The following is a 20,086-nucleotide window of genomic DNA, read 5'->3' as shown; positions in this document are numbered from 1 at the left end:
CCTTCATTCATCAAGCGAGCCGTGAACGGCCAGCGCCTCAAGCTGTGTTTCTTGTGGGGTGATAATTCGAAACGCTTCGTGTACGCCCGTGTCGGACAACTCACGCGCTACCGTCAACAGTGTGTTCGGGGCGTGTTCTTCGCAAAGCTCACTCATATGGACGAATTCGGCCTGTGCCACACCCAAGGCCGCTTCGACTGAAGGCGCACCGTAGAATTGCACAAAATGCTCGGCCAGAGTTTGCACGATCTGGTCCAACTCGGCCTGTTCGATCTGGGTCACGGCGACAAATGTCACGCGCCCAAAGGTTTCGACGCCCAACCAACCGTTTGAAAACGCCTGCCGCGACTTACCTTCCAGATCGGCCTCACCCCAGTTCGAGAATTCAAACCCGCCTGATATGCACCATTCCCCCGTCCGCGCCGGGGAATGGAACACGTTCATGTCGCTTTCATCGAAATGGATCGCACGGGCCAGTTTCATCATCGGTTCTCCAATAGTTCGGTCAGCGGGCGTAAACGTGTTTCATCGCCGTCACGGATCAGCATACCGAACCGCTCATCGGTGCCCAGAAACACGCCCGTCTGTCCGTAGGGCTCTCCGACGCCGCGCAGCAGCCCCATCCATTCGCCGTGCAAAGGGGCGTTGCCGTCCTCTTGCCAGCGATTGAGCCAGGTCAGCATATGCCGCGACCAGCTTTCAACCAGTTGTGCTGCTGAGACATCGGCGCACCCTTCGTCATACAGTGCGGTGACATCCGGCGTTTTCCCCGGATCATCCCCGGTTTGCAGCAACGCCAGTTCCCAACTGACCACCAGCCAATCGGGTTCTTGCCCGGGATCGCGGCCTGAGGCGGCGGTGCGGAACATTCCACACTTCGCCCCGTTCACGCAAATCAGTCCATCCCAGCCCAAATGCACGGCAACCTCGGGCGGCGCCAGCGCGCCCAGCGCGTTCTGAAACCCCACGGCGCACAAGGGCAGCATCGCCATAGCGTCCTGCAAAGGCACCTCGGGCGCAAAAACGATGGCAACGCGCAAGCGGTCGGCCTGAATGTTATAAACCACCGTCCCCGCGTCGCAGCCCAGCGCGGCCATGGCTTGGGCGCGGTCGAACGGGTCTTCCCCGCCCTGCACAGGATGGCCCGTCAGCAATGGCGGAAAGACCGGTTGGTTCATGCGTTACCCTTGGCGATCATATCGCGGGCGACTTTGCGGAATGCCTCAGCCTGCGGGCTGTCGGGTTTGCTGACCACGATGGGCGCGCCCCCGTCCGCAGCGACCCGGATATCCAGATGCAGGGGGATTTCACCCAGCAGCGGAACACCCAGCGCTTCGGCCTCGGATTTCACACCGCCGTGGCCGAACACGTGTTCCTCATGCCCGCAGTTGGAGCAGATATGGGTCGACATGTTTTCGATCATGCCGACGATAGGAGTCTTGAGCTGGTTGAACATGTCGATCCCTTTGCGGGCATCGATCAAGGCCACGTCCTGCGGGGTAGATACAACAATGGCACCGTCCACCTTGAACTTTTGGCTCAGCGTCAGTTGCACGTCACCGGTGCCTGGCGGCAAGTCCACGATCAGCACGTCCAAAGCGCCCCACTGAACCTGGCTCATCATCTGTTGCAGCGCGCCCATCAGCATTGGGCCGCGCCAGACAACCGCTTGCCCTTCATTGGTCATCAGACCCATCGACATCATGGTGACACCGTGATTGCGCAGCGGCAGGATCGTCTTGCCATCGGGGCTGGCTGGACGGCCCGAGACACCCAGCATCCGGGGCTGCGACGGGCCATAGACATCTGCGTCCAACAGGCCGACACGACGACCCTCGGCCGCCAGCGCACAGGCGAGGTTGGCAGACACGGTGGATTTGCCCACTCCGCCCTTACCCGAGGCAATGGCAATTATTCGATCCACCCCCGGTACGGCCTGCGGGCCAGTTTGCGATGGCTTGGGTTTCGGTTTCAGATCTGGCGGAGCCTTTTCCGAATGCGCGGTCAGCAGAGCAGACACATTGGCCACACCGTCTGCCAACTTTGCGGCCTGCTCGGCGGCGGCACGAACGGGCTCCATTCGCTCGGCCTGTTTCGGATCAATCTCAAGTACGAACCGAACGGTGTCACCTTCGACATTCAGCGCGCGCACCACTCCGGCGCTGACGATATCCTGCCCGGATACAGGGTCAGTGATCTTTTTCAGGTTTGCCAGAACCGCGTCACGAACACTCATGCCATTACCCCTTTAGTTCCACCCACGATGAGGTTGCGTTTCATTGCATGTGTCTCCGTCTCATTCAGTTCATTTGACGCAATCGGGACCAGACCGTTAGGTTGGGCCATGCGCTTTGTCCTTTTGTGCCTGAGCCTGACGCTCTCTGCCAGTCCCTCTTGGTCGCAGGAGGCCATTGGCCTTGCCGCCCCGACGGAAGTAACAGACTCTGGTCTGCTGCAACATATCCTTCCTCGCTTCTCTCTCAAGACCGGGATACGCGTAATTGCGGATGACGGGGGCATTTTGGTGCTGCAAACATCCCCGCCGGGCGATCCAGTCTTTGCACGCGGCGGAGTGGTGTACCATCTACGGATCGAAGACAACGCCCGGCACGAACGGTTCCGCGACTGGCTGCTGTCCGATATCGGCAAGAATACGGTCGAAAGCTTTGTCCCTGACCAAGGGGCACCCTTCTCTGCGAGTTTCGAAGTAACGGCCGCGCAGGAGGAAACTGTGGTCGATGGCGACGCTGCCCGGGGCGCGGAACTGTCGATGACCCATTGCGGTCGGTGTCATGTGATTGGGCCGCAGAACCGGATGAACGGTCTGGGTTCAACCCCCTCGTTCGCGGTATTGCGCGCCATGCCGGACTGGTCTGAGCGGTTTGAGGCATTCTTTGCCCTCAACCCCCATCCCGCCTTTACACAGATCGACGGGCTAACACCGCCGTTTGACCCAGAACGCCCCTCGCCCATTTACCCGGTCGAGATGACGCTGGAAGAACTGGAGGCCATTCTGGCGTTTGTTTCTGCCATCCAGGCTGCTGATTTGGGCGCACCGCTACAGCTTCAATGATCCTTTCGCTTTGAGAAATAATCCTCGGTCGTGACAACCTTGGGTCTTGGATTGGACTGGAACGGATTGTCTGATTGTTGAAACTGCGCGTTCACCCGGCAATTGTCGCACATCTGGATCATCCGGGCCTTGTCCGAGGTGGCAAACATCGGATGCGTGCCCGACAGCTTTTCCATGATCCGTTCGACCGTAGATTTCACACCGAACAACGCACCGCATTCAACGCAGGCAAAGGGTTCTTCCTCATTCAGCACCTGCTGAGACAAGGCTGCGTCGCTCAGGTCCAGTTGTGGGACAAGGGTAATCGCATCCTCGGGGCAAACGCCCTTGCACAAGCCACATTGCAAACAGGCGTCCTGCTGAAAGTTCAGCTGCGGTTTGTCTGGGTTGTCAGCCAACGCACCTGACGGGCACAGCGACACGCAGCTGAGGCACAATGTACAGGCGTCCGTATTCACCGCCACCGCCCCGTACGGAGCATTTTCGGGTAATGATAAAGGTGTATCCGCCTGCGGATTCAACGCCTGTGCGGACAAGCGCGCGATTTGTCTGCGGTTGCCCAGCGGCAGCACCGGATCGGACAGCGGTGACGGAACATCCTGCGCATATAGCAAATCTGCCATCGCATCGGGGTCGGCCTGATCAATCAAGGACAAACCATCCGGTCCTGCAATTGCCTGCGCCAGAACCAATTCGCGATCCAGCGCGTCGCGTTCGGTGGTTGGGGCCAGAAGGATATCGACACGTGCGAACCCATGCGCCAATGCGGCCAGCATTTCGGCGTGGCCGAACCCCGAAATCACGTTTAACTCAAGCGGGATGACATCTGCGGGCAAGCCGCGCCCGAACCGGGCGGCCAGCCGGATCATCTCAGCCCCGTGGGCATCGTGGACCAACAAACGGGGCGACGTCCCCCCTGCCCGCCGATAGGTCCGCGCCAGAATGTGCATGCGTGACAACAGGGCAGAAACTGGCGGGTCCTCGTATGTGATTGCGGTCGATGGGCACACCGCCGCACATTCCCCGCATCCGGCGCAGACCATTGGGTCAATGGACACATGTTCCTTCGCCGGTACGATCGCACCCGTCGGGCAGATATCCAGACAGTTAGTACAGGCGACCTGCTCGGCACGGGAATGGGCACACAGCGTTTCTTCGAGCCGCACGTAAAGCGGCTTTTCAAACGTGCCAACCAGTTGCACTGCCTCATAGGCCAACCGTTCCACAGCAAGCGGGTCTTTGGGATCGGCGCGCAAATAGCCTTCGCGTTTGGCCGGGGCCTGAACGAAGGCAGTGCCGCCGGACAGGTCTATTATAATATCGCAGGCCGAGTGCGCCCCATCGCGGGCCTCAGTCCAGGTAAACGCCCCACGACCGCCCGGTTTCAGCTGTTGCAAAGCGTCCAGCCGCAACGTAAACCCGCCCAGCGCGCCGTTCAGCGACTGAAGTTGGCCGCGCACCACGTCAAATGACCGCGAAACCGGCGACGCGTCATCGGTCACCAGCACCGTCACAGCCAAAGTGTCCGACAGCCGGGCCGCCAGATCAAAACTCACCTCACCTGCCCCGACAATGAAACAGGTGCCTTCGCTAAAGACGTCAACGCTGGGCGTGATGGGCTGAGGCAGCAGCGCCTCAGCCGCCAAAGCGGCCATCTTGGGGGTCGCATCGCTGCTCTGCTCTGACCAACCGGCGCGGTCACGCAAGTCGACAAACCCCGGCATGTCTATATTCAATTCGTCTGCAAGGTCCCGGAACACATCTTGCTCCTGCCCGCAGGCAATCACCGTATCCCCGTCCTGCATCAGGGATGCAGCGGTCTCCAACTCAGCCGTACACAGGGCCGTATGAACCTTTGAGCAGGCGATCCCACAAGCGGATGCGATTTTCTCGGCCTCCAGATCCTGCGTTCCGGCGCAATCGCATAGTATTAGTTTTGTGCCCATGGCATCCCCTCCCCATCCTGGTTTCAGCTTAGGGTGTCTTGGAAAAGTGGCAATGCCCCATGGCAAATCTTTCGGCATGGCCGGGTCTTCAATGCCTCTCGGGTTCGTAAACAATCGGTGATCAGATCATTAGCCCAGCAATTCAGACTTGGCACATGGTTGCTTTGTGTACCATAGTAGACCCAGGGGAAGGCAGGGGAGAGCCTTCCGGGGAGGACTAAGTGGCCAAGGCCGCAAGCCAGATTGAAATGCCAATCGGCGTCGTCGTGCGCAAAACACCCGGTGTAACCCGCTGGGCGAAATGGAACTGGCGCGCCGTTGCCGTGCTACCCGGTGCCGGGCCAGCGGATTGGCTTGAGATGCGCCGCGAGGGTGAAGCCGTGGAGTACCACGCCGCCACCCTTCCCTTGACGCTTTGGGCTGATGAAACTGAGGCCTACATGGTCAACCTGTCCGACGGACAACCTTCGATCTACCTTGTTCTTCGCGATGCGCTGGATGGCGAACGCCCGATGGATGCGGTGCTGGTCACGGCGTCCCCGTTCGAAGGGCAGGATTATGCAGATACCGGCGAAGAGATTGTCGAAAAAATCCCGATGACTGAAGGGCTGATTGCCTGGGTTCGGGATTTCGCGCTGGAACACCACCGTGATGAGGTTTTCGTTAAACGCCGCCGCGACAAGAAACGGACGGACCTTGTAGAGGACGGCAAGGGGGATGCGCGTATCCGGCAGACCTCGGACGTTTACCGCGCACCGCGGAGGCTGTTGCAATGACCCAAGCTCGCGATTTCTGGACACGCCGCAAAGCTGCCGTTCAGGCCGAAGCCGAGGCCGAGGTCATCGCGAGTGAAGAACAGGTCATCGCCAGGCAATACGCCGAGTTGGAAGAAAAGAGCGACGCCGAGATTTTGGCACAGTTCAACTTGCCCGACCCCGATCAGTTGCAGGCTGGGGATGATGTCTCGGGGTTTATGGCAAAGGCCGTCCCTGACAGGTTGCGCCGCCGTGCCTTGCGGCGGCTGTGGCGGCTGAACCCGGTATTGGCCAACGTGGACGGGCTTGTCGACTATGGCGAGGACTATACCGACGCGGCCTGTGTGATCGAGAACATCCAGACCGCCTATCAAGTTGGCAAAGGAATGCTGAGCCACATCGAAGCATTGGCTGCAGAGGCCGAAGAGGATGCCCCCGAAATCGAACCCTTGGTGGATGAAAGTGAAACCCTGGCAGCCGAAGAGGAACCGGAAGTGGTTCCATCCCCAGCTCCTGCCCAGGTGGCCGTGGCATTTACCGATGAGGTGGACGAGGCAGCGCCGCAGGTTGCCCCGCGCCGCATGAAATTTGAATTCGAAGGATGACGAAATGACCGCAGGCAATGCGCAAAATCTGGAAGTCTCGGCCGAAGATCGCCTGCGCGCGGATTTCTACAATTTTCTGGGTCTGCTTCTGTCAGGCCCACCAGATCAAATGCTGCTAGATCAGGTCGCGGGTCTGACCGGGGATGGCACAGACCTGGGTCAAGCCATTCAAGCCATGGCGCGTGTGGCCAAAGTCACCAAACCCGCCGCCGCGGAACGGGAATTCAATGCGCTGTTCATCGGACTGGGCCGGGGTGAGCTGCTGCCTTATGGCAGCTATTACCTGACCGGTTTTTTGAACGAGAAACCTCTGGCGCAGTTGCGCAATGACATGGCCGTCCGCGGGATCACCAGAGCGCAGAACGTATTCGAGCCTGAAGACAACATTGCCTCGCTGATGGAAATGATGGCAGGCATGATCGTTGGCCGTTTTGGCGCACCCGCCACGGTCGAGGATCAAAAGGCGTTCTGGAACAAACATATCGGCCCCTGGGCCACACATTTCTATTCTGATTTGGAAGCAGCCGAAGCGTCGGTTCTCTATGCCTCGGTCGGCACAGCCGGTCGGGTGTTTATGGAAATCGAACGCGAGGCCTTCCGAATGACGGCGGTGTGAACCACCGCAACTCGCCAGCGCCCGAATTGGCGCTAGATCGCAAATGGGAAAGGAGAAGCCCATGAGCAAGACCAAGGAAGAAGGCGCCTCGCGCCGCGACTTCCTCAAACTGGCCGGAACCGCAGCGCCCGCTGCTGTTGCCGCAGCCACACTAAGCGGAAAAGCCGAAGCAGCCGAGCTGCCCACGGACGAAACCCGCATGCAGGACACAGCGCACACCCGCGCTTACCTGGACAGCGCGCGCTTCTAAGCCGCCTCGACTGCGCCCGGTTCACCGACCGGACGATGTCACCAACCGACTGACGGTTGCGATTGGCCCTGACGTCGGCATCAGCAGTACCAAGCCAGCCGTGGCTTACACGGCGCGCAAGGGAGGAAAACAATGCTAAGGAAAAAGACCAACGGGGTTGCGAGACGCCCCCAGCGGACAAGTATCCTGTCCCAGGTCGGCGAGAAAACCGTCGATCGCCGCGCATTCCTGCGTGGATCGGGCCTGACGATCGGCGGCCTTGCCGCGATCAGCGCCACGGGTGGAACCGTGACGCCAGCCAGCGCCCAGACAGCGGCCAATCAGGCCGTTGAAAACATCAAATCCGTATGCACCCATTGTTCGGTCGGCTGTACAGTCGTCGCCGAAGTGCAGGACGGCGTCTGGATCGGGCAGGAACCCGGTTGGGACAGTCCGTTTAACCTGGGTGCGCACTGCGCCAAGGGGGCCTCGGTTCGCGAGCACGCCCATGGCGAACGCCGGCTGAAATACCCGATGAAAAAGGAAGGTGGCGAGTGGAAACGCATCAGCTGGGAAGAAGCGATCAACGAGATCGGCGACGGCATGATGAGCATCCGCGAAGAGTCGGGGCCAGACAGTGTTTATTGGCTGGGTTCCGCGAAGCACAATAACGAACAGGCCTATCTGTTCCGCAAGTTCGCCGCCTACTGGGGCACGAACAACGTGGACCATCAGGCGCGTATCTGCCACTCGACCACTGTTGCGGGTGTTGCGAATACATGGGGCTACGGCGCCATGACCAATTCGTATAACGACATGCACAACAGTAAGGCGATCTTCATCATCGGCGGTAACCCGGCTGAGGCGCACCCTGTCTCGCTGCTGCATATATTGCGCGCGAAGGAGCAGAACAACGCACCGCTGATTGTCTGCGACCCGCGTTTTACGCGCACCGCAGCCCATGCAGATGAATATGTTCGCTTCCGCCCCGGCACAGACGTTGCGCTAATCTGGGGCATCCTGTGGCACATCTTCGACAACGGCTGGGAGGACAAAGAGTTCATCCGCACCCGTGTCTGGGGCATGGACCAAATCCAGGAAGAGGTTGCCAAGTGGAACCCGGAAGAGGTCGAGCGCGTCACCGGCACGCCCGGTTCGCAGCTGAAGCGCGTTGCCCGCACCATGGCCAACAACCGGCCCGGCACAGTCGTCTGGTGTATGGGGGGGACCCAGCACACCAACGGCAACAACAACACCCGCGCCTACTGCGTGTTGCAGCTTGCGCTTGGCAACATGGGCACCTCGGGTGGTGGCACCAACATCTTCCGCGGTCACGACAATGTGCAGGGCGCGACGGACCTTGGTGTTCTGTCTCATACCCTGCCCGGCTATTACGGCCTGTCCGCAGGTGCATGGGGCCACTGGGCACGTGTCTGGGGTGAGGAACCCGAATGGCTGGCTGGTCAGTTCGCCACGATCAAGGACAAGGAAGGCAAGGACAAACCGCTGCAGAACGAGCGCGGCATCCCTGTCTCTCGCTGGATCGACGGTGTTCTGGAAGACCCGGCAAATATGGATCAGGACAACAACGTCCGCGCCATGGTCTTGTGGGGTCACGCGCCGAACTCGCAAACGCGTGGGCCGGAAATGAAGACGGCGATGGAGAAGCTGGACATGCTGGTCGTGATCGACCCGTACCCCACCGTCTCGGCCGTTCTGCATGACCGCACCGATGGCGTTTACCTGTTGCCTGCCTGTACGCAGTTCGAAACCCGTGGCTCGGTCACGGCCTCGAACCGCTCGCTGCAGTGGCGCGACAAGGTGGTTGATCCGCTGTTCGAAAGCTTGCCGGACGAGGTCATCATGGCCAAGTTTGCCAACAAGTTCGGCTGGGCGGATCGGTTCTTCCGCAATATCGAAATGGAAGACGCCGAAACCCCGAATGTTGAAAGCATCACGCGTGAGTTCAACTCGGGCCTCTGGACCATCGGCTATACCGGTCAGTCGCCGGAACGTCTGAAAAGCCATATGGCCAACCAGCACACGTTCGACAGAACGACGCTGCAGGCTGTTGGCGGACCAAACGACGGCGAATACTATGGTCTGCCATGGCCCTGCTGGGGCACGGCCGAGATGGGTCATACGGGGACTCCAAACCTCTATGACATGTCCAAACCGGTGGCCGAGGGTGGCCTGACCTTCCGCGCCCGTTTCGGGGTGGAACGCGATGGCGACAACCTGCTGGCCGAAGGGGTCTATAGCGTTGGGTCGGAAATTCAGGATGGATATCCCGAATTCACGATGCAGATGCTGATGGATCTTGGCTGGGATGGCGATCTGACGGATGAGGAACGCGCAGCAATCGACGCCGTTGCGGGTCCGAAGACCAACTGGAAAACCGACCTTAGCGGCGGCATCCAACGGGTCGCGATCGAGCATGGTTGTGCGCCCTTCGGGAACGCCAAAGCCCGTGCGGTCGTCTGGACCTTCCCGGACCCGATCCCACTGCATCGCGAACCGCTATATACCAACCGGCGCGATCTGGTGGAGGATTATCCGACCTACGAAGACCGTCAGGCCTATCGCCTGCCTACCCTTTACGCTTCGATCCAGAAGAACGACTTTTCAAAGGATTACCCGCTAATCCTGACGTCTGGTCGTCTGGTCGAATATGAGGGTGGCGGCGAGGAAAGCCGATCGAACCCGTGGCTGGCCGAACTGCAACAGGACATGTTCGTCGAGATCAACCCGCGCGATGCCAACAACCTTGGTATTCGTGATGGGTCTCAGGTCTGGGTCGAAGGTCCCGAGGGCGGCAAAGTCAAGGTGATGGCGATGCTGACCAACAGGGTCGGTGCCGGCGTGGCATTCATGCCATTCCATTTCGGCGGCCATTTCCAGGGACAGGACTTGCGGGACAAATACCCCGCTGGCGCTGATCCCTACGTTCTGGGTGAAAGCTCCAACACCGCCCAGACCTATGGCTACGATTCAGTGACCCAGATGCAGGAGACGAAATGTACTCTCTGCAAAATCTCGGCAGCGTAAGGAGGACGATTTATGGCTAGAGCAAAGTTTCTCTGCGACGCTGAACGCTGCATCGAGTGCAACGCCTGCGTCACCGCGTGCAAGAACGAGCACGAGGTCCCATGGGGCATCAACCGCCGCAGGGTGGTGACGATCAATGACGGCAACCCGGGCGAACGCTCAATCTCGGTGGCCTGCATGCATTGCTCGGATGCGCCTTGCATGGCGGTGTGCCCGGTCGACTGCTTCTATCAGAACGAAGAAGGCGTCGTCCTGCACTCCAAGGACCTGTGCATCGGTTGCGGCTATTGCTTCTATGCGTGCCCCTTCGGCGCGCCGCAGTATCCGCAGGCCGGAAACTTTGGATCGCGCGGCAAGATGGACAAATGTACCTTCTGCGCCGGTGGTCCCGAGGAAACGCACTCGACCGCAGAGTTCGCCAAATACGGTCGCAATCGGATCGCCGAGGGCAAACTGCCCATCTGCGCCGAGATGTGTTCCACCAAGGCCCTGCTCGCCGGTGATGGCGACGTGGTTTCGGCCATCTACCGCGAACGCGTCGTGGCGCGCGGGTTTGGCTCGGGCGCCTGGGGTTGGGGCACGGCCTACGACCAGAAAGACGGTTAGTCCCGTTTTGAAATTGGCGGTCCCGTAGTGTCAACTACGGGACCGTCCCAGCCCGGCCAAACCACTTGGCCGGGCATAAGTTGGCTCGACCAACCTGAACGGAGTAATTCATGACCGAAGATGTTTATTGGCTGCTGAAACTTGACCTGCAAGCAGATCAGGATGACATATTCGATGCGCTAATGGCTGAAATGGTGGATGCAACACTGAATGAAAGCGGTGCGAAGTCCTATGAATGGCACCGCAGCGGATCGGCAGTTCACATATTTGAACGATACGCCAGTTCTGATGATGCGATGATCCACATGCAAAACTTCGGGGCAAATTTCGCAGATCGTTTTCTGGCAATTCTGACGCCAACTCAGCTGGACGTTTACGGCCCCGCTAAAGAAGACCTGCACGCGGCGCTTACGCCGGTTGGAGCGGTCTTTCACAAACAAGTCAGCGGCTTTGACCGATAGACACGAACGACACAGGAGATTCGACAGATGCGCCTGATCTTAATGCTGCTGATCCCCCTATTCCTCACCAGTGTCGCCTTGGCTCAAGAAAGTGCGGATGTCCCGACTGATTCCGAACGCAGCACCACTGGCGGCGCCACGACACTGGAAGACATTCTGGCCCGTCAGCGCGGTGAAAAGGTCGACAATCGCTATCGCTCGGACAACACCGGTCAAGGCAATGCCGAAGGTCTGCTGGGCCAGTTGGGAACACGCGGCGTTGCCTCAGACAGTGATGTCTATCGCGCGATCCGGTATGGCTCAGCCGATACAACAGTTTCATCCAAGGGGCCTGCGGCTGGCGTTCTAATCCAGGACGGTGGCATGTGGTGGCTGAACTTCCGCACAGGCCCCTTGCGCGAATACGGAACGTATATCCTGGGCGGAATGGCGGCCATCATCGTGTTGTTTTTCCTGATCCGCGGAAAAATCCGCATCGACGGGGAAAAAACCGGCCGCACCGTAACCCGCTTTAACAGCTTTGAGCGGTTCGGGCACTGGCTGTTCGCCGGGTCTTTCCTTGTACTTGGCCTGACCGGCCTGCTGACCCTTTATGGCCGTGATTTCCTGATCCCGCTTTTCGGGAAAGAAGGGTTTGCCACCATCGCGCAAGGCTGCAAGTGGTTACACAACAATCTCGCATGGGCCTTTATGCTGGGTCTGGTCATCGTCACCGTGAACTGGATCGCCCACAACATCCCCAACCGGGTGGACCTGAAATGGCTGGCCGCCGGTGGGGGCCTTTTCACCAAAGGCAGCCATCCGCCTGCCAGGAAGTTTAACGCAGGACAAAAGGTCATCTTCTGGGCCTGTATCCTGCTGGGCGTTTCGATCAGCCTGTCCGGGCTGTCGCTGCTGTTCCCGTTCGAACTGCCGATGTTTGCCAAGACCTTCTCGGTCGCCAATTCCACCGGTATTCCACAGATGTTTGGCCTGAATTTGCCAACTCAGATGTCACCGCAGGAGGAGATGCAATACGCGCAGGTTTGGCACGTGATGATCGCCTATGTGTTCATCGCCATCATTATCGCCCATATCTATTTGGGTTCAGTGGGCATGGAAGGTGCCTTTGACGCAATGGGTACCGGCGAAGTCGAAGAGCAATGGGCACGCGAGCATCACTCGCTGTGGTTGGAAGAGGTACAAGAAAAAGAGGCCGGTAAGGCAGCGGCCTCACCCGCAGAATAGATGCGTGGGCTGGTCCTGGCCGTGGCGCTGGTCCCCCTGCCCGCCATGGCCGAGTTTTTTACGCTCAAGGGTCACGGCGGGCCGATCATGGGGATCGCCACAGCACCGGACGGACGGATCGCCACGGCAAGTTTCGACAACTCGGTTGGCTTGTGGTCGAACCGTACGCCCGAATGGCTGGAAGGGCACGAGGCTGCGGTCAACTCGGTCGCGTTTAACGGGCGCGCGATCTATTCGGCAGGCGATGATTTCACCCTGCGCCGCTGGCCGGGCGGAGAGGTTGTTGGCCAGCACAAGGGCAAGATCGTGGGGGTCGCGGCCTCGAAAACGCATGTCGCCACTGCCAGTTGGGACGGCACCATTGGACTCTGGCCCGAAGATGGATCAGCCGCACAAACGCTTACGGCGGGCAGCGGTGTGAACGCCGTAACTTTTTCACCAGATGGTGCAACGCTGTACTCGGCTGGCATAGATGGAACACTGCGAGTTTGGGATGTAGCCAGTGGACAGGAAATCCGGCGACTGGTGGAACACGGGTTCGGGATCAATGAATTGGTTCTGAACGCCGCCGACAACTGGATTGCCTATGGTGCAGTCGACGGTGTGACCCGCATTTTGGACCTGACCACCGGCGAAGAACGCGACTTTACCCTGGATCGCCGTCCTATACTGGCGCTGGCACTCAGCCCGGATCGTAGCCTTTTGGCCGTGGGTGATGGTGAGGGCTACATCATGGTGATCGATACGGCTGAATGGCACATCGCGCAGGATTTCCGCGCCACTCTGCGCGGGCCGGTTTGGGCGCTGGCCTTTTCTACGGACGGTCAGAACATCCATGCGGGCGGCATTGACGAAGCTATGTATAGCTGGCCGGTTTCATCCCTCGGCGATCGCGCACAGATGGCAGCCACCGAGCCCAGTTTCCTGAAGAACCCCGAAGAAATGAGCAACGGGGAACGGCAGTTTTCACGCAAATGTTCGATCTGCCACAGCCTGACACCCGACGGGCAAAGGCGTGCCGGGCCAACTTTGTATGGAGTCTTCGGACGCAAGGCCGGTACGCTGGCGGGATATTTCTACTCGGATACGCTGCAAGACTCTGATATCGTTTGGAATGACGAAACGATTAATGCCCTTTTCGACGAGGGGCCAGACCACTACATACCGGGATCGAAGATGCCGATGCAGCGGATCACTCAGGCCCAGGATCGCGATGACCTGATTGCCTTTTTGCGCCGCGCAACGGCACCGGAGAATAAGACCGGAGGAGACCAATGAAAGCCTTTCTTGCCGCTGTGGCCGCAATGGTCGTCATCACCGTCGCCGCGCCTTATGTGCTGCAACAGGTCGGGTTCAGCGCTGCCGATGCGGGAACCGGTTCGGCTGTGCGTCTCGACTGAATGTCCGAATACCTGACCACCAAAGAGCTGGCCGACCTGCTGCGCATTGGCGAGCGCAAGGCCTATAATCTGGCCTCATCCGGTGCGGTCCCCTGCGTGCGCGCCATGGGCAAGCTGCTGTTTCCTCGGGCCGAGGTCATCGCCTGGCTGAACGCATCCCGGTCGGGTCCGCAAGTGGCGGAACCGGCCCTGCCCCCGATCATTGCTGGCAGCCATGATCCGCTGCTTGATTGGGCTTTGCGCGAAAGCGGCTCGGGTCTGGCCACGTATTACGACGGTTCCTTTGACGGGCTGATCCGCCTGAAGAACCGCAGTGCGCAGGCTGCGGCGCTGCATATTCATGAGGATCAGGGGTTCAATACGCAATCCCTGCGCGCAAATCTGGGTGAAGCCCCGGTGGTTTTGTTTGAAGTCGCGCAGCGGCAACGCGGATTGCTATTGGCACCGGGCGTCACCGGTATCACTGACTTTTCCGATCTGAAAGGACGGCGGGTGATCCTGCGGCAGGACAGCGCCGCCAGCCAACGGCTGTTCGACGCACAGCTAGAAGCCCACGATCTGACACGCGACGATCTGGACGCCCTACCCGCCTGCGCCCGGACCGAAGAAGAACTGGCCATTGCCCTGCATGACAGCAAGGCCGAAGCCGGGTTTGGGTTGGGTGCCCTGGCCAGCCTATACAATCTGGGCTTCGCGCCCACCCATTCCGAACGGCTGGATCTGGCCATCTGGCGCCGCGCTTATTTCGATGACCCGATGCTGAAACTTCTCAGCTTTTTTCAGTCTGAAAGTTTCGCCAACCGTGCTGCCGAATTCGGTGGTTATGACTTGTCCGAGTTGGGCACGATCCACCACAACGGCGCAAGCGGCTGACCCCGATCACTCGGCGTTGGGAAAGAACAACTGCTCACCATCCAGCTTGTAAGACGCAATGGCCGCCTGCCCGTCGGGGCCGATCAGCCAGTCAATGAATCGTTGACCCGCTGCGGCCCGGACCTGCGGATGCTTATCCGGGTTCACAAGGATGATACCGTACTGATTGAATAGACGCGGGTCACCCTCGACCAGAACCTCTAGATCCCCCCTGTTGCCAAAGGATTGCCACGTGGCGCGATCCGTCAGCACATAGGCCCCCATCCCGCTGGCCACGTTCAAAGTCGCCCCCATGCCCGAGCCGGTCTCGCGGTACCACGTCCCCGATGCGGCGGTCGGATCGGCACCCGCCCAATCCCAGAGGCGCATCTCGGCCTTGTGCGTTCCGCTGTCATCTCCGCGCGAGGCAAAAGGCGCTTCGGCTTCGGACACCGCAACCAGCGCCTCAACGATATCCATGCCACCCCGCACCTTGGCCGGATCGGATTTTGGCCCGACCAGAACAAAATCGTTGTACATCACGTCAAACCGCTCGACCCCCCAACCGTCGTCAACGAATTGTTCCTCGGCTGGTCTGGAATGCACCAGCAACACGTCCCCATCCCCGTTGATGGCATTGCGGATCGCCTGACCGGTGCCCACGGCAACAACACGTACGTCAATACCCGTCTCGGCCTCGAACCCCGGCAGGATGTAATCCAGCAAACCCGAATTCTGAGTGGACGTCGTCGATTGCACCACGATAAAGGGTTCCTCGGCGTTGGCGGACGCAGCGGTCAAACCAACGGCGAAAAGAGCTGCTCGAAAAAAAGTTCGGATCATTTAGATCTCCGTTATTGTTTAAGTGACTAGCCCGCCAGCCAGATATCGGCGTGCGGCGTCGCTTTTGGGGGCATCCAGTACCTGTTTGGCCGCCCCATGTTCAACCACGTGACCGCCCTGCATCATCACGATATCGGCGGCTAACCGCCGGGCCTGCCCGATGTCATGCGTCACCATAACGATGCGGACACCCCGGGTTGAGGCGCGCAGGATCATCCTTTCGATCATCTGCGTGGCATTGGGATCAAGCGCGCTGGTGGGTTCATCCAGAAACAACGTCTCTGGGTCCAGCGCGAGGGCGCGTAGAATGGCCAGCCGCTGTGCTTCTCCCCCTGACAGGGACCGGGCGGATTGGCGGGCTTTGCCATCCAGGCCGCCTTCGGTCAGCAATTCCTCGATCCGGGACTTGCGCGTGCTACGGGGTATACCCTGGCGCTTCAGCACAAAATCCAGGTTGGAAGCAACGGTCCGGCGCAACAGCACGGGCTGCTGAAACACCATCGCCTGCCGCGCCTTGTGGTCAGCATTCAGCTCGACACCATCCTGCCGGACCTGCCCGCGATCCGGCACAATTAGCCCATGCAGACAGCGCAGCAGCAGGCTTTTGCCCGATCCATTCGGCCCAAGGATCAAGGTTGGCCCCGGACCATCAAGGATAAGCTGCGGCACATCCAACAAGGCCTTGCCTTTACGGGTGATCCGCATCCCATCAACCGACAAACAACTGGCCAACTGCAAAGTCAAATCACGCATGGCGCAACCCCTCCTGCTCGGCTCGCAGGCTGAGCGTGCTGACCATGGCGTTCACCGCCACCGCGATACCGATCAGGATCGCCCCCAGTGCCAACGCCAGCGCCAGATTGCCCTTAGAGGTCTCCAAAGCAATGGTCGTCGTCATAACACGCGTCACGTGATTGATGTTGCCGCCAACTATGATCACCGCACCGACCTCGGCAATGGCCCGACCAAACCCAGCTAGCAGTGCGGTCACCAGCGCCAATCGCGCATCCCACAACAGCACCGGAACCGATGCCAGCCGGGACACCCCCAGTGAGCGGAGCTGTTCCGAATACTCCTCGGCCAGCAATTCGACCACTTGCCGGGTCAACGCTGCGATGATGGGGGTAACTAGAACCACCTGCGCAATGATCATCGCGGTCGGTGTATACAGTAACTCAAGCACACCCAACGGCCCTGAACGCGACAGCATCAGATAGACCAGCAGCCCGACAACGACCGGTGGGAACCCCATCAAAGCATTCATCAGCACGATCAGAATTCGACGTCCCGGAAACCGAGCGACCGCCAAAGCCGCACCAACGGGCATGCCAATCAACGCAGAAATCAGCACGGCAAAGATGGAAACTTCCAGGGACAGCAACACAATCGCCCACAACTCTGCATCCCCATTGAGGATCAGAGTCATTGCCGAGTTGAATTCTGATGCAAATCCCTGCATTTTCTACCACATATCGAACATTTCGTACAAAATGCGCATAATTTCATAAAGATACTAGACCATTTACTCACCAAGTACAGACACGATTCCGACATCCCCAAACGAAAACGCGGCCCCAATTGGAGCCGCGCGTGTTCAGGCAATTGAACTGGGATCAGTTCAGCGCCGCATCTGTGATCTGATGTGTCCAGGCCCCGTCGGGCTGCTTGGTGATCACTGGGTCAGACCCACCTGCCAGCAAGGTACCCACGGTACGTTCAAAATCGGCCGGATCCAACGCGCCATTCGAACCCGCGGTCAGTTTGGCAATCTCGCCCATCATGCGCTTCTGATGCTCTTCGGTCTGGGCACCGGTCGCGTCATTCTCAAGCACGATGTCGGCTGCCTCATCAGGGTGTTCTTCAGCGTATTTCCAGCCTTTCATCGAAGCACGAACAAAACGCTCCATTTTTTCAACAAAGGCCGCGTCACCCAAGTTTTCCTCAAGCACATACAAACCGTCCTCCAGCGTCGCCACGCCCTGGTCTTCGTACTTAAAAGTGACCAGCTCATCCGGGCTGACGCCAGCATCGATGACCTGCCAATATTCATTATAGGTCATGGTGCTAATGCAATCGGCCTGACGCTGCAGCAAAGGATCAACGTTGAAGCCCTGTTTCAGAACCTCGACGCCGTTTTCACTTTTGCCACCGGTGTCGATACCCAACTGGCTCATCCAGCTCATGAACGGGAATTCATTACCAAAAAACCAAACACCCAGCGTGCGGTTCTTTAGATCCTCGGGCGAGGAAATCCCGGCATCTTTCCAGCAGGTCAACATCATGCCTGAGCTTTTGAACGGCTGCGCGATATTCACGAGGGGCAGACCCTTTTCGCGTGCGGCCAGTGCGGCGGGCATCCATTCGACGGTCACATCCGCACCACCGCCGGCAATGACCTGAGTCGGTGCGATATCCGGGCCGCCAGGCAAAATGGTGACGTCCAGTCCCTCTTCCTCGTAGAACCCTTTGTCTTTGGCCACATAATAACCCGCGAACTGCGCCTGAGTGACCCACTTGAGTTGCAAAGTCACCTCATCTGCGGCCAGCGCTGCGCCGGCAGTCAGGCTAAAGGCAGCGATCACCCCGCTGAGTAGCTTGTTCATCTTCATATCTCCTAGTTGTTGTTGGCGCCCCATTTTGGGGGTCTGTTAATTTCCATTTATCCGCGTTGCGACGGGTGCCAGAATGTCACCCCCTTTTCGATCATGGCGACCAGCCCATAAAACGCCGTCCCGGCCAAAGCAGCCACGACAATCTCGGCCCAGACCATATCCAGTGACAGTTGCCCGACACTGGTCGATATCCGAAAGCCCATGCCCAGAGTTGGAGAGCCAAAGAACTCGGCCACGATAGCGCCGATCAGCGCCAGAGTGGTAGAAATCTTTAGCCCATTGAAAACAAACGGCATCGCCGCGGGCAAGCGCAGTTTCAGAAAGCTCTGCCAATAGGTCGCGGCATAGGTCTCCATCAGGTCGCGTTGCATGGTGGTCGCTTCGCGCAGACCTGCTACGGTGTTCACCAGCATCGGAAAGAACACCATCACCACGACCACCGCCGCCTTGGAATGCCAGTCGAACCCGAACCACATCACCAGAATGGGGGCCGTCCCGACAATAGGCAGGGCCGCCACAAAGTTCCCGACCGGCAACAATCCGAGGCGCAGGAAATCCCAGCGATCCACGGCGATCGCCATCAGGAAGGCCGATCCGCAACCGATAATGTAACCGCTCAGCGCGCCTTTGATGATGGTTTGCACGAAATCCGCCCACAGGATTGGAAGGCTGTAAGCAAAGCGCACAGCGATCACTGACGGTGCAGGCAAAATGACCAACGGCACATCAAGCCCGCGCACCAGCAGTTCCCAAATTGCAATCACGGTCAGTCCAAAGATCAGCGGCGCCAAAAACCGCACCGTCTTTGTATCGGCATAGGGGCCACTGGCCAGGCGGCTGTTCAACCACCAGCCAAACAGCCAGACGCCAATTGCACCAAGAACAGATATCATTGCGCCATCCCCATCCGTTTCAGGACCGTCCGCTCGATCAGACCCAACAGCCCGACCAGACAGGCCGCCAGGATGGCCGCCGCAAACAACGCCGACCAGATTTGTACGGTCTGACCGTAATAGCTGCCGGCCAGCAGTCGCGCACCCAAACCAGCCACGGCCCCTGTCGGCAGCTCTCCGACGATAGCCCCGACCAGTGAGGCCGCGATTCCGATTTTCAGCGAAGTAAACAGATACGGCATCGACGCTGGTAAGCGCAGCTTCCAGAACCCCTGAGACCGACTGGCGTTATACGTGCGCAACAGGTCCAATTGCATCGCATCGGGGCTGCGCAGCCCCTTCACCATACCGACCACGACGGGGAAAAAGCTAAGGTAGGCCGAGATGATCGCCTTGGGGATGATCCCCTGAATACCTATCGAATACAGCACCACAATGATCATCGGGGCCAGCGCGATGATTGGAATGGTTTGGCTAACAATGGCCCAGGGCATGACCGACAGGTCCATCACTCGGCTGTGTACAATTCCCACTGCCAGCAGAATGCCCAACCCGGTGCCAATCGCAAAACCCAGAATAGTGGCGCTGAGTGTCACCCAGGAATGATAGATCAATGATCTTTTCGAGGTGATTTTCTTCTCGACCGTGGTGTCCCACAGCTCTTCGGCCACCTGATGCGGTGCGGGCAAACGCGGTCGGTCCTGTTCCCAAGTCTCATCAATGGCATAGGGGTTGTCGATGACCAACTCGAACTCGCTCATGTCGCGGCGGTCAACAGCTTTGGGCGGATCGACCTGTTCCCCGGCTCGTTCGAATTCAGTCAGAACACCTTTGATGTTCATCGGCACGCTGGCGGCATACCAGAACAGGATAATGACGCCCACAACAGTCAAGACGGCCCAGACAGCTTTGATCCCTGC

At 59.1% G+C, this 20,086-nt stretch carries 22 protein-coding genes; 12 read left to right on the top strand and 10 right to left on the bottom strand.

Annotation, left to right across the window (positions count from 1 at the left end; translation table 11 throughout):
- Positions 1–3: 3 nt before the first annotated feature.
- The 3 genes from ACR0B0_RS03280 to ACR0B0_RS03270 are packed head-to-tail and all read right to left on the bottom strand — an operon-like array spanning position 4 to position 2,236.
- Positions 4–483 (bottom strand): DUF6505 family protein, encoded by a 480-nt coding sequence (locus tag ACR0B0_RS03280; protein ID WP_480646759.1) that lies wholly within the window; start codon positions 481–483, stop codon positions 4–6.
- Positions 483–1,178, bottom strand: a complete 696-nt coding sequence (locus ACR0B0_RS03275; protein WP_480646395.1) for a biotin/lipoate--protein ligase family protein — start codon at positions 1,176–1,178, stop codon at positions 483–485. The genes ACR0B0_RS03280 and ACR0B0_RS03275 overlap by 1 nt, the downstream gene beginning before the upstream one ends.
- Positions 1,175–2,236 (bottom strand): Mrp/NBP35 family ATP-binding protein, encoded by a 1,062-nt coding sequence (locus ACR0B0_RS03270; protein WP_170393693.1) that lies wholly within the window; start codon positions 2,234–2,236, stop codon positions 1,175–1,177. Before ACR0B0_RS03270 ends, ACR0B0_RS03275 begins: the two co-directional genes overlap by 4 nt.
- A gap of 108 nt (positions 2,237–2,344) precedes the next feature.
- Here ACR0B0_RS03270 and ACR0B0_RS03265 point away from each other — a divergent pair, with 108 nt between their 5' ends.
- On the top strand, positions 2,345–3,073 hold the full coding sequence (locus tag ACR0B0_RS03265) for a c-type cytochrome (protein WP_480646393.1): 729 nt from the start codon (positions 2,345–2,347) through the stop codon (positions 3,071–3,073).
- Here ACR0B0_RS03265 and ACR0B0_RS03260 read toward each other — a convergent pair.
- Positions 3,067–5,019 (bottom strand): 4Fe-4S binding protein, encoded by a 1,953-nt coding sequence (locus ACR0B0_RS03260; RefSeq protein ID WP_480646391.1) that lies wholly within the window; start codon positions 5,017–5,019, stop codon positions 3,067–3,069. The two genes, ACR0B0_RS03265 and ACR0B0_RS03260, sit on opposite strands and share 7 nt — an antisense overlap.
- 221 nt (positions 5,020–5,240) lie before the next feature.
- Here ACR0B0_RS03260 and ACR0B0_RS03255 point away from each other — a divergent pair, with 221 nt between their 5' ends.
- From ACR0B0_RS03255 to ACR0B0_RS03205, 11 genes are all read left to right on the top strand, one after another.
- On the top strand, positions 5,241–5,795 hold the full coding sequence (locus ACR0B0_RS03255; protein WP_170348414.1) for a DUF3305 domain-containing protein: 555 nt from the start codon (positions 5,241–5,243) through the stop codon (positions 5,793–5,795).
- Positions 5,792–6,379, top strand: coding sequence for a DUF3306 domain-containing protein (locus ACR0B0_RS03250; RefSeq protein ID WP_480646389.1), 588 nt, complete (start codon positions 5,792–5,794; stop codon positions 6,377–6,379). Before ACR0B0_RS03255 ends, ACR0B0_RS03250 begins: the two co-directional genes overlap by 4 nt.
- Positions 6,380–6,383: 4 nt before the next feature.
- Positions 6,384–6,995 (top strand): TorD/DmsD family molecular chaperone, encoded by a 612-nt coding sequence (locus ACR0B0_RS03245; RefSeq protein ID WP_170358029.1) that lies wholly within the window; start codon positions 6,384–6,386, stop codon positions 6,993–6,995.
- Positions 6,996–7,056: 61 nt separating this feature from the next.
- Positions 7,057–7,245 (top strand): twin-arginine translocation signal domain-containing protein, encoded by a 189-nt coding sequence (locus ACR0B0_RS03240; protein WP_170348411.1) that lies wholly within the window; start codon positions 7,057–7,059, stop codon positions 7,243–7,245.
- A gap of 132 nt (positions 7,246–7,377) precedes the next feature.
- Positions 7,378–10,272 (top strand): formate dehydrogenase subunit alpha, encoded by a 2,895-nt coding sequence (locus tag ACR0B0_RS03235; protein WP_170348410.1) that lies wholly within the window; start codon positions 7,378–7,380, stop codon positions 10,270–10,272.
- Positions 10,273–10,284: 12 nt separating this feature from the next.
- A complete protein-coding gene (gene fdh3B / locus ACR0B0_RS03230) occupies positions 10,285–10,878 on the top strand; it encodes a formate dehydrogenase FDH3 subunit beta (protein WP_037307340.1) in 594 nt (197 codons plus the stop codon).
- A gap of 110 nt (positions 10,879–10,988) precedes the next feature.
- Entirely contained in the window at positions 10,989–11,339 is a 351-nt protein-coding gene (locus tag ACR0B0_RS03225; RefSeq protein ID WP_170348409.1) for a putative quinol monooxygenase, read from the top strand.
- 27 nt (positions 11,340–11,366) lie between these two features.
- A complete protein-coding gene (locus ACR0B0_RS03220) occupies positions 11,367–12,566 on the top strand; it encodes a formate dehydrogenase subunit gamma (protein WP_170348408.1) in 1,200 nt (399 codons plus the stop codon).
- Entirely contained in the window at positions 12,567–13,844 is a 1,278-nt protein-coding gene (locus tag ACR0B0_RS03215) for a c-type cytochrome (protein ID WP_480646386.1), read from the top strand.
- Positions 13,841–13,966 (top strand): hypothetical protein, encoded by a 126-nt coding sequence (locus ACR0B0_RS03210; protein WP_480646384.1) that lies wholly within the window; start codon positions 13,841–13,843, stop codon positions 13,964–13,966. Before ACR0B0_RS03215 ends, ACR0B0_RS03210 begins: the two co-directional genes overlap by 4 nt.
- Complete coding sequence (locus ACR0B0_RS03205) at positions 13,967–14,839, top strand: substrate-binding domain-containing protein (protein ID WP_480646382.1); 873 nt, start codon at positions 13,967–13,969, stop codon at positions 14,837–14,839.
- A 6-nt stretch (positions 14,840–14,845) separates the two neighbouring features.
- Here ACR0B0_RS03205 and ACR0B0_RS03200 read toward each other — a convergent pair whose 3' ends face one another.
- The 6 genes from ACR0B0_RS03200 to ACR0B0_RS03175 all read right to left on the bottom strand — a co-directional run bounded on the left by ACR0B0_RS03200 (position 14,846) and on the right by ACR0B0_RS03175 (position 20,080).
- A complete protein-coding gene (locus ACR0B0_RS03200) occupies positions 14,846–15,661 on the bottom strand; it encodes an ABC transporter substrate-binding protein (protein ID WP_170374910.1) in 816 nt (271 codons plus the stop codon).
- An 18-nt stretch (positions 15,662–15,679) separates the two neighbouring features.
- On the bottom strand, positions 15,680–16,414 hold the full coding sequence (locus ACR0B0_RS03195) for an ATP-binding cassette domain-containing protein (protein WP_170409477.1): 735 nt from the start codon (positions 16,412–16,414) through the stop codon (positions 15,680–15,682).
- On the bottom strand, positions 16,407–17,120 hold the full coding sequence (locus ACR0B0_RS03190; protein ID WP_170374906.1) for an ABC transporter permease: 714 nt from the start codon (positions 17,118–17,120) through the stop codon (positions 16,407–16,409). Before ACR0B0_RS03190 ends, ACR0B0_RS03195 begins: the two co-directional genes overlap by 8 nt.
- A 154-nt stretch (positions 17,121–17,274) precedes the next feature.
- Positions 17,275–18,264 (bottom strand): ABC transporter substrate-binding protein, encoded by a 990-nt coding sequence (locus tag ACR0B0_RS03185; RefSeq protein ID WP_170374904.1) that lies wholly within the window; start codon positions 18,262–18,264, stop codon positions 17,275–17,277.
- Positions 18,265–18,320: 56 nt separating this feature from the next.
- Complete coding sequence (locus ACR0B0_RS03180; protein ID WP_480646379.1) at positions 18,321–19,166, bottom strand: ABC transporter permease; 846 nt, start codon at positions 19,164–19,166, stop codon at positions 18,321–18,323.
- Positions 19,163–20,080 carry an ABC transporter permease gene (locus ACR0B0_RS03175; RefSeq protein WP_170376093.1) on the bottom strand — a complete coding sequence of 306 codons (918 nt, stop codon included), beginning with the start codon at positions 20,078–20,080 and terminating at the stop codon, positions 19,163–19,165. Before ACR0B0_RS03175 ends, ACR0B0_RS03180 begins: the two co-directional genes overlap by 4 nt.
- Positions 20,081–20,086: the final 6 nt, after the last annotated feature.

The organism is Ruegeria sp. BA12 (genome assembly GCF_056539625.1).
Note: the sequence above shows the minus strand (reverse complement) of the source record. Positions and strands in the feature narration are given on the sequence as shown.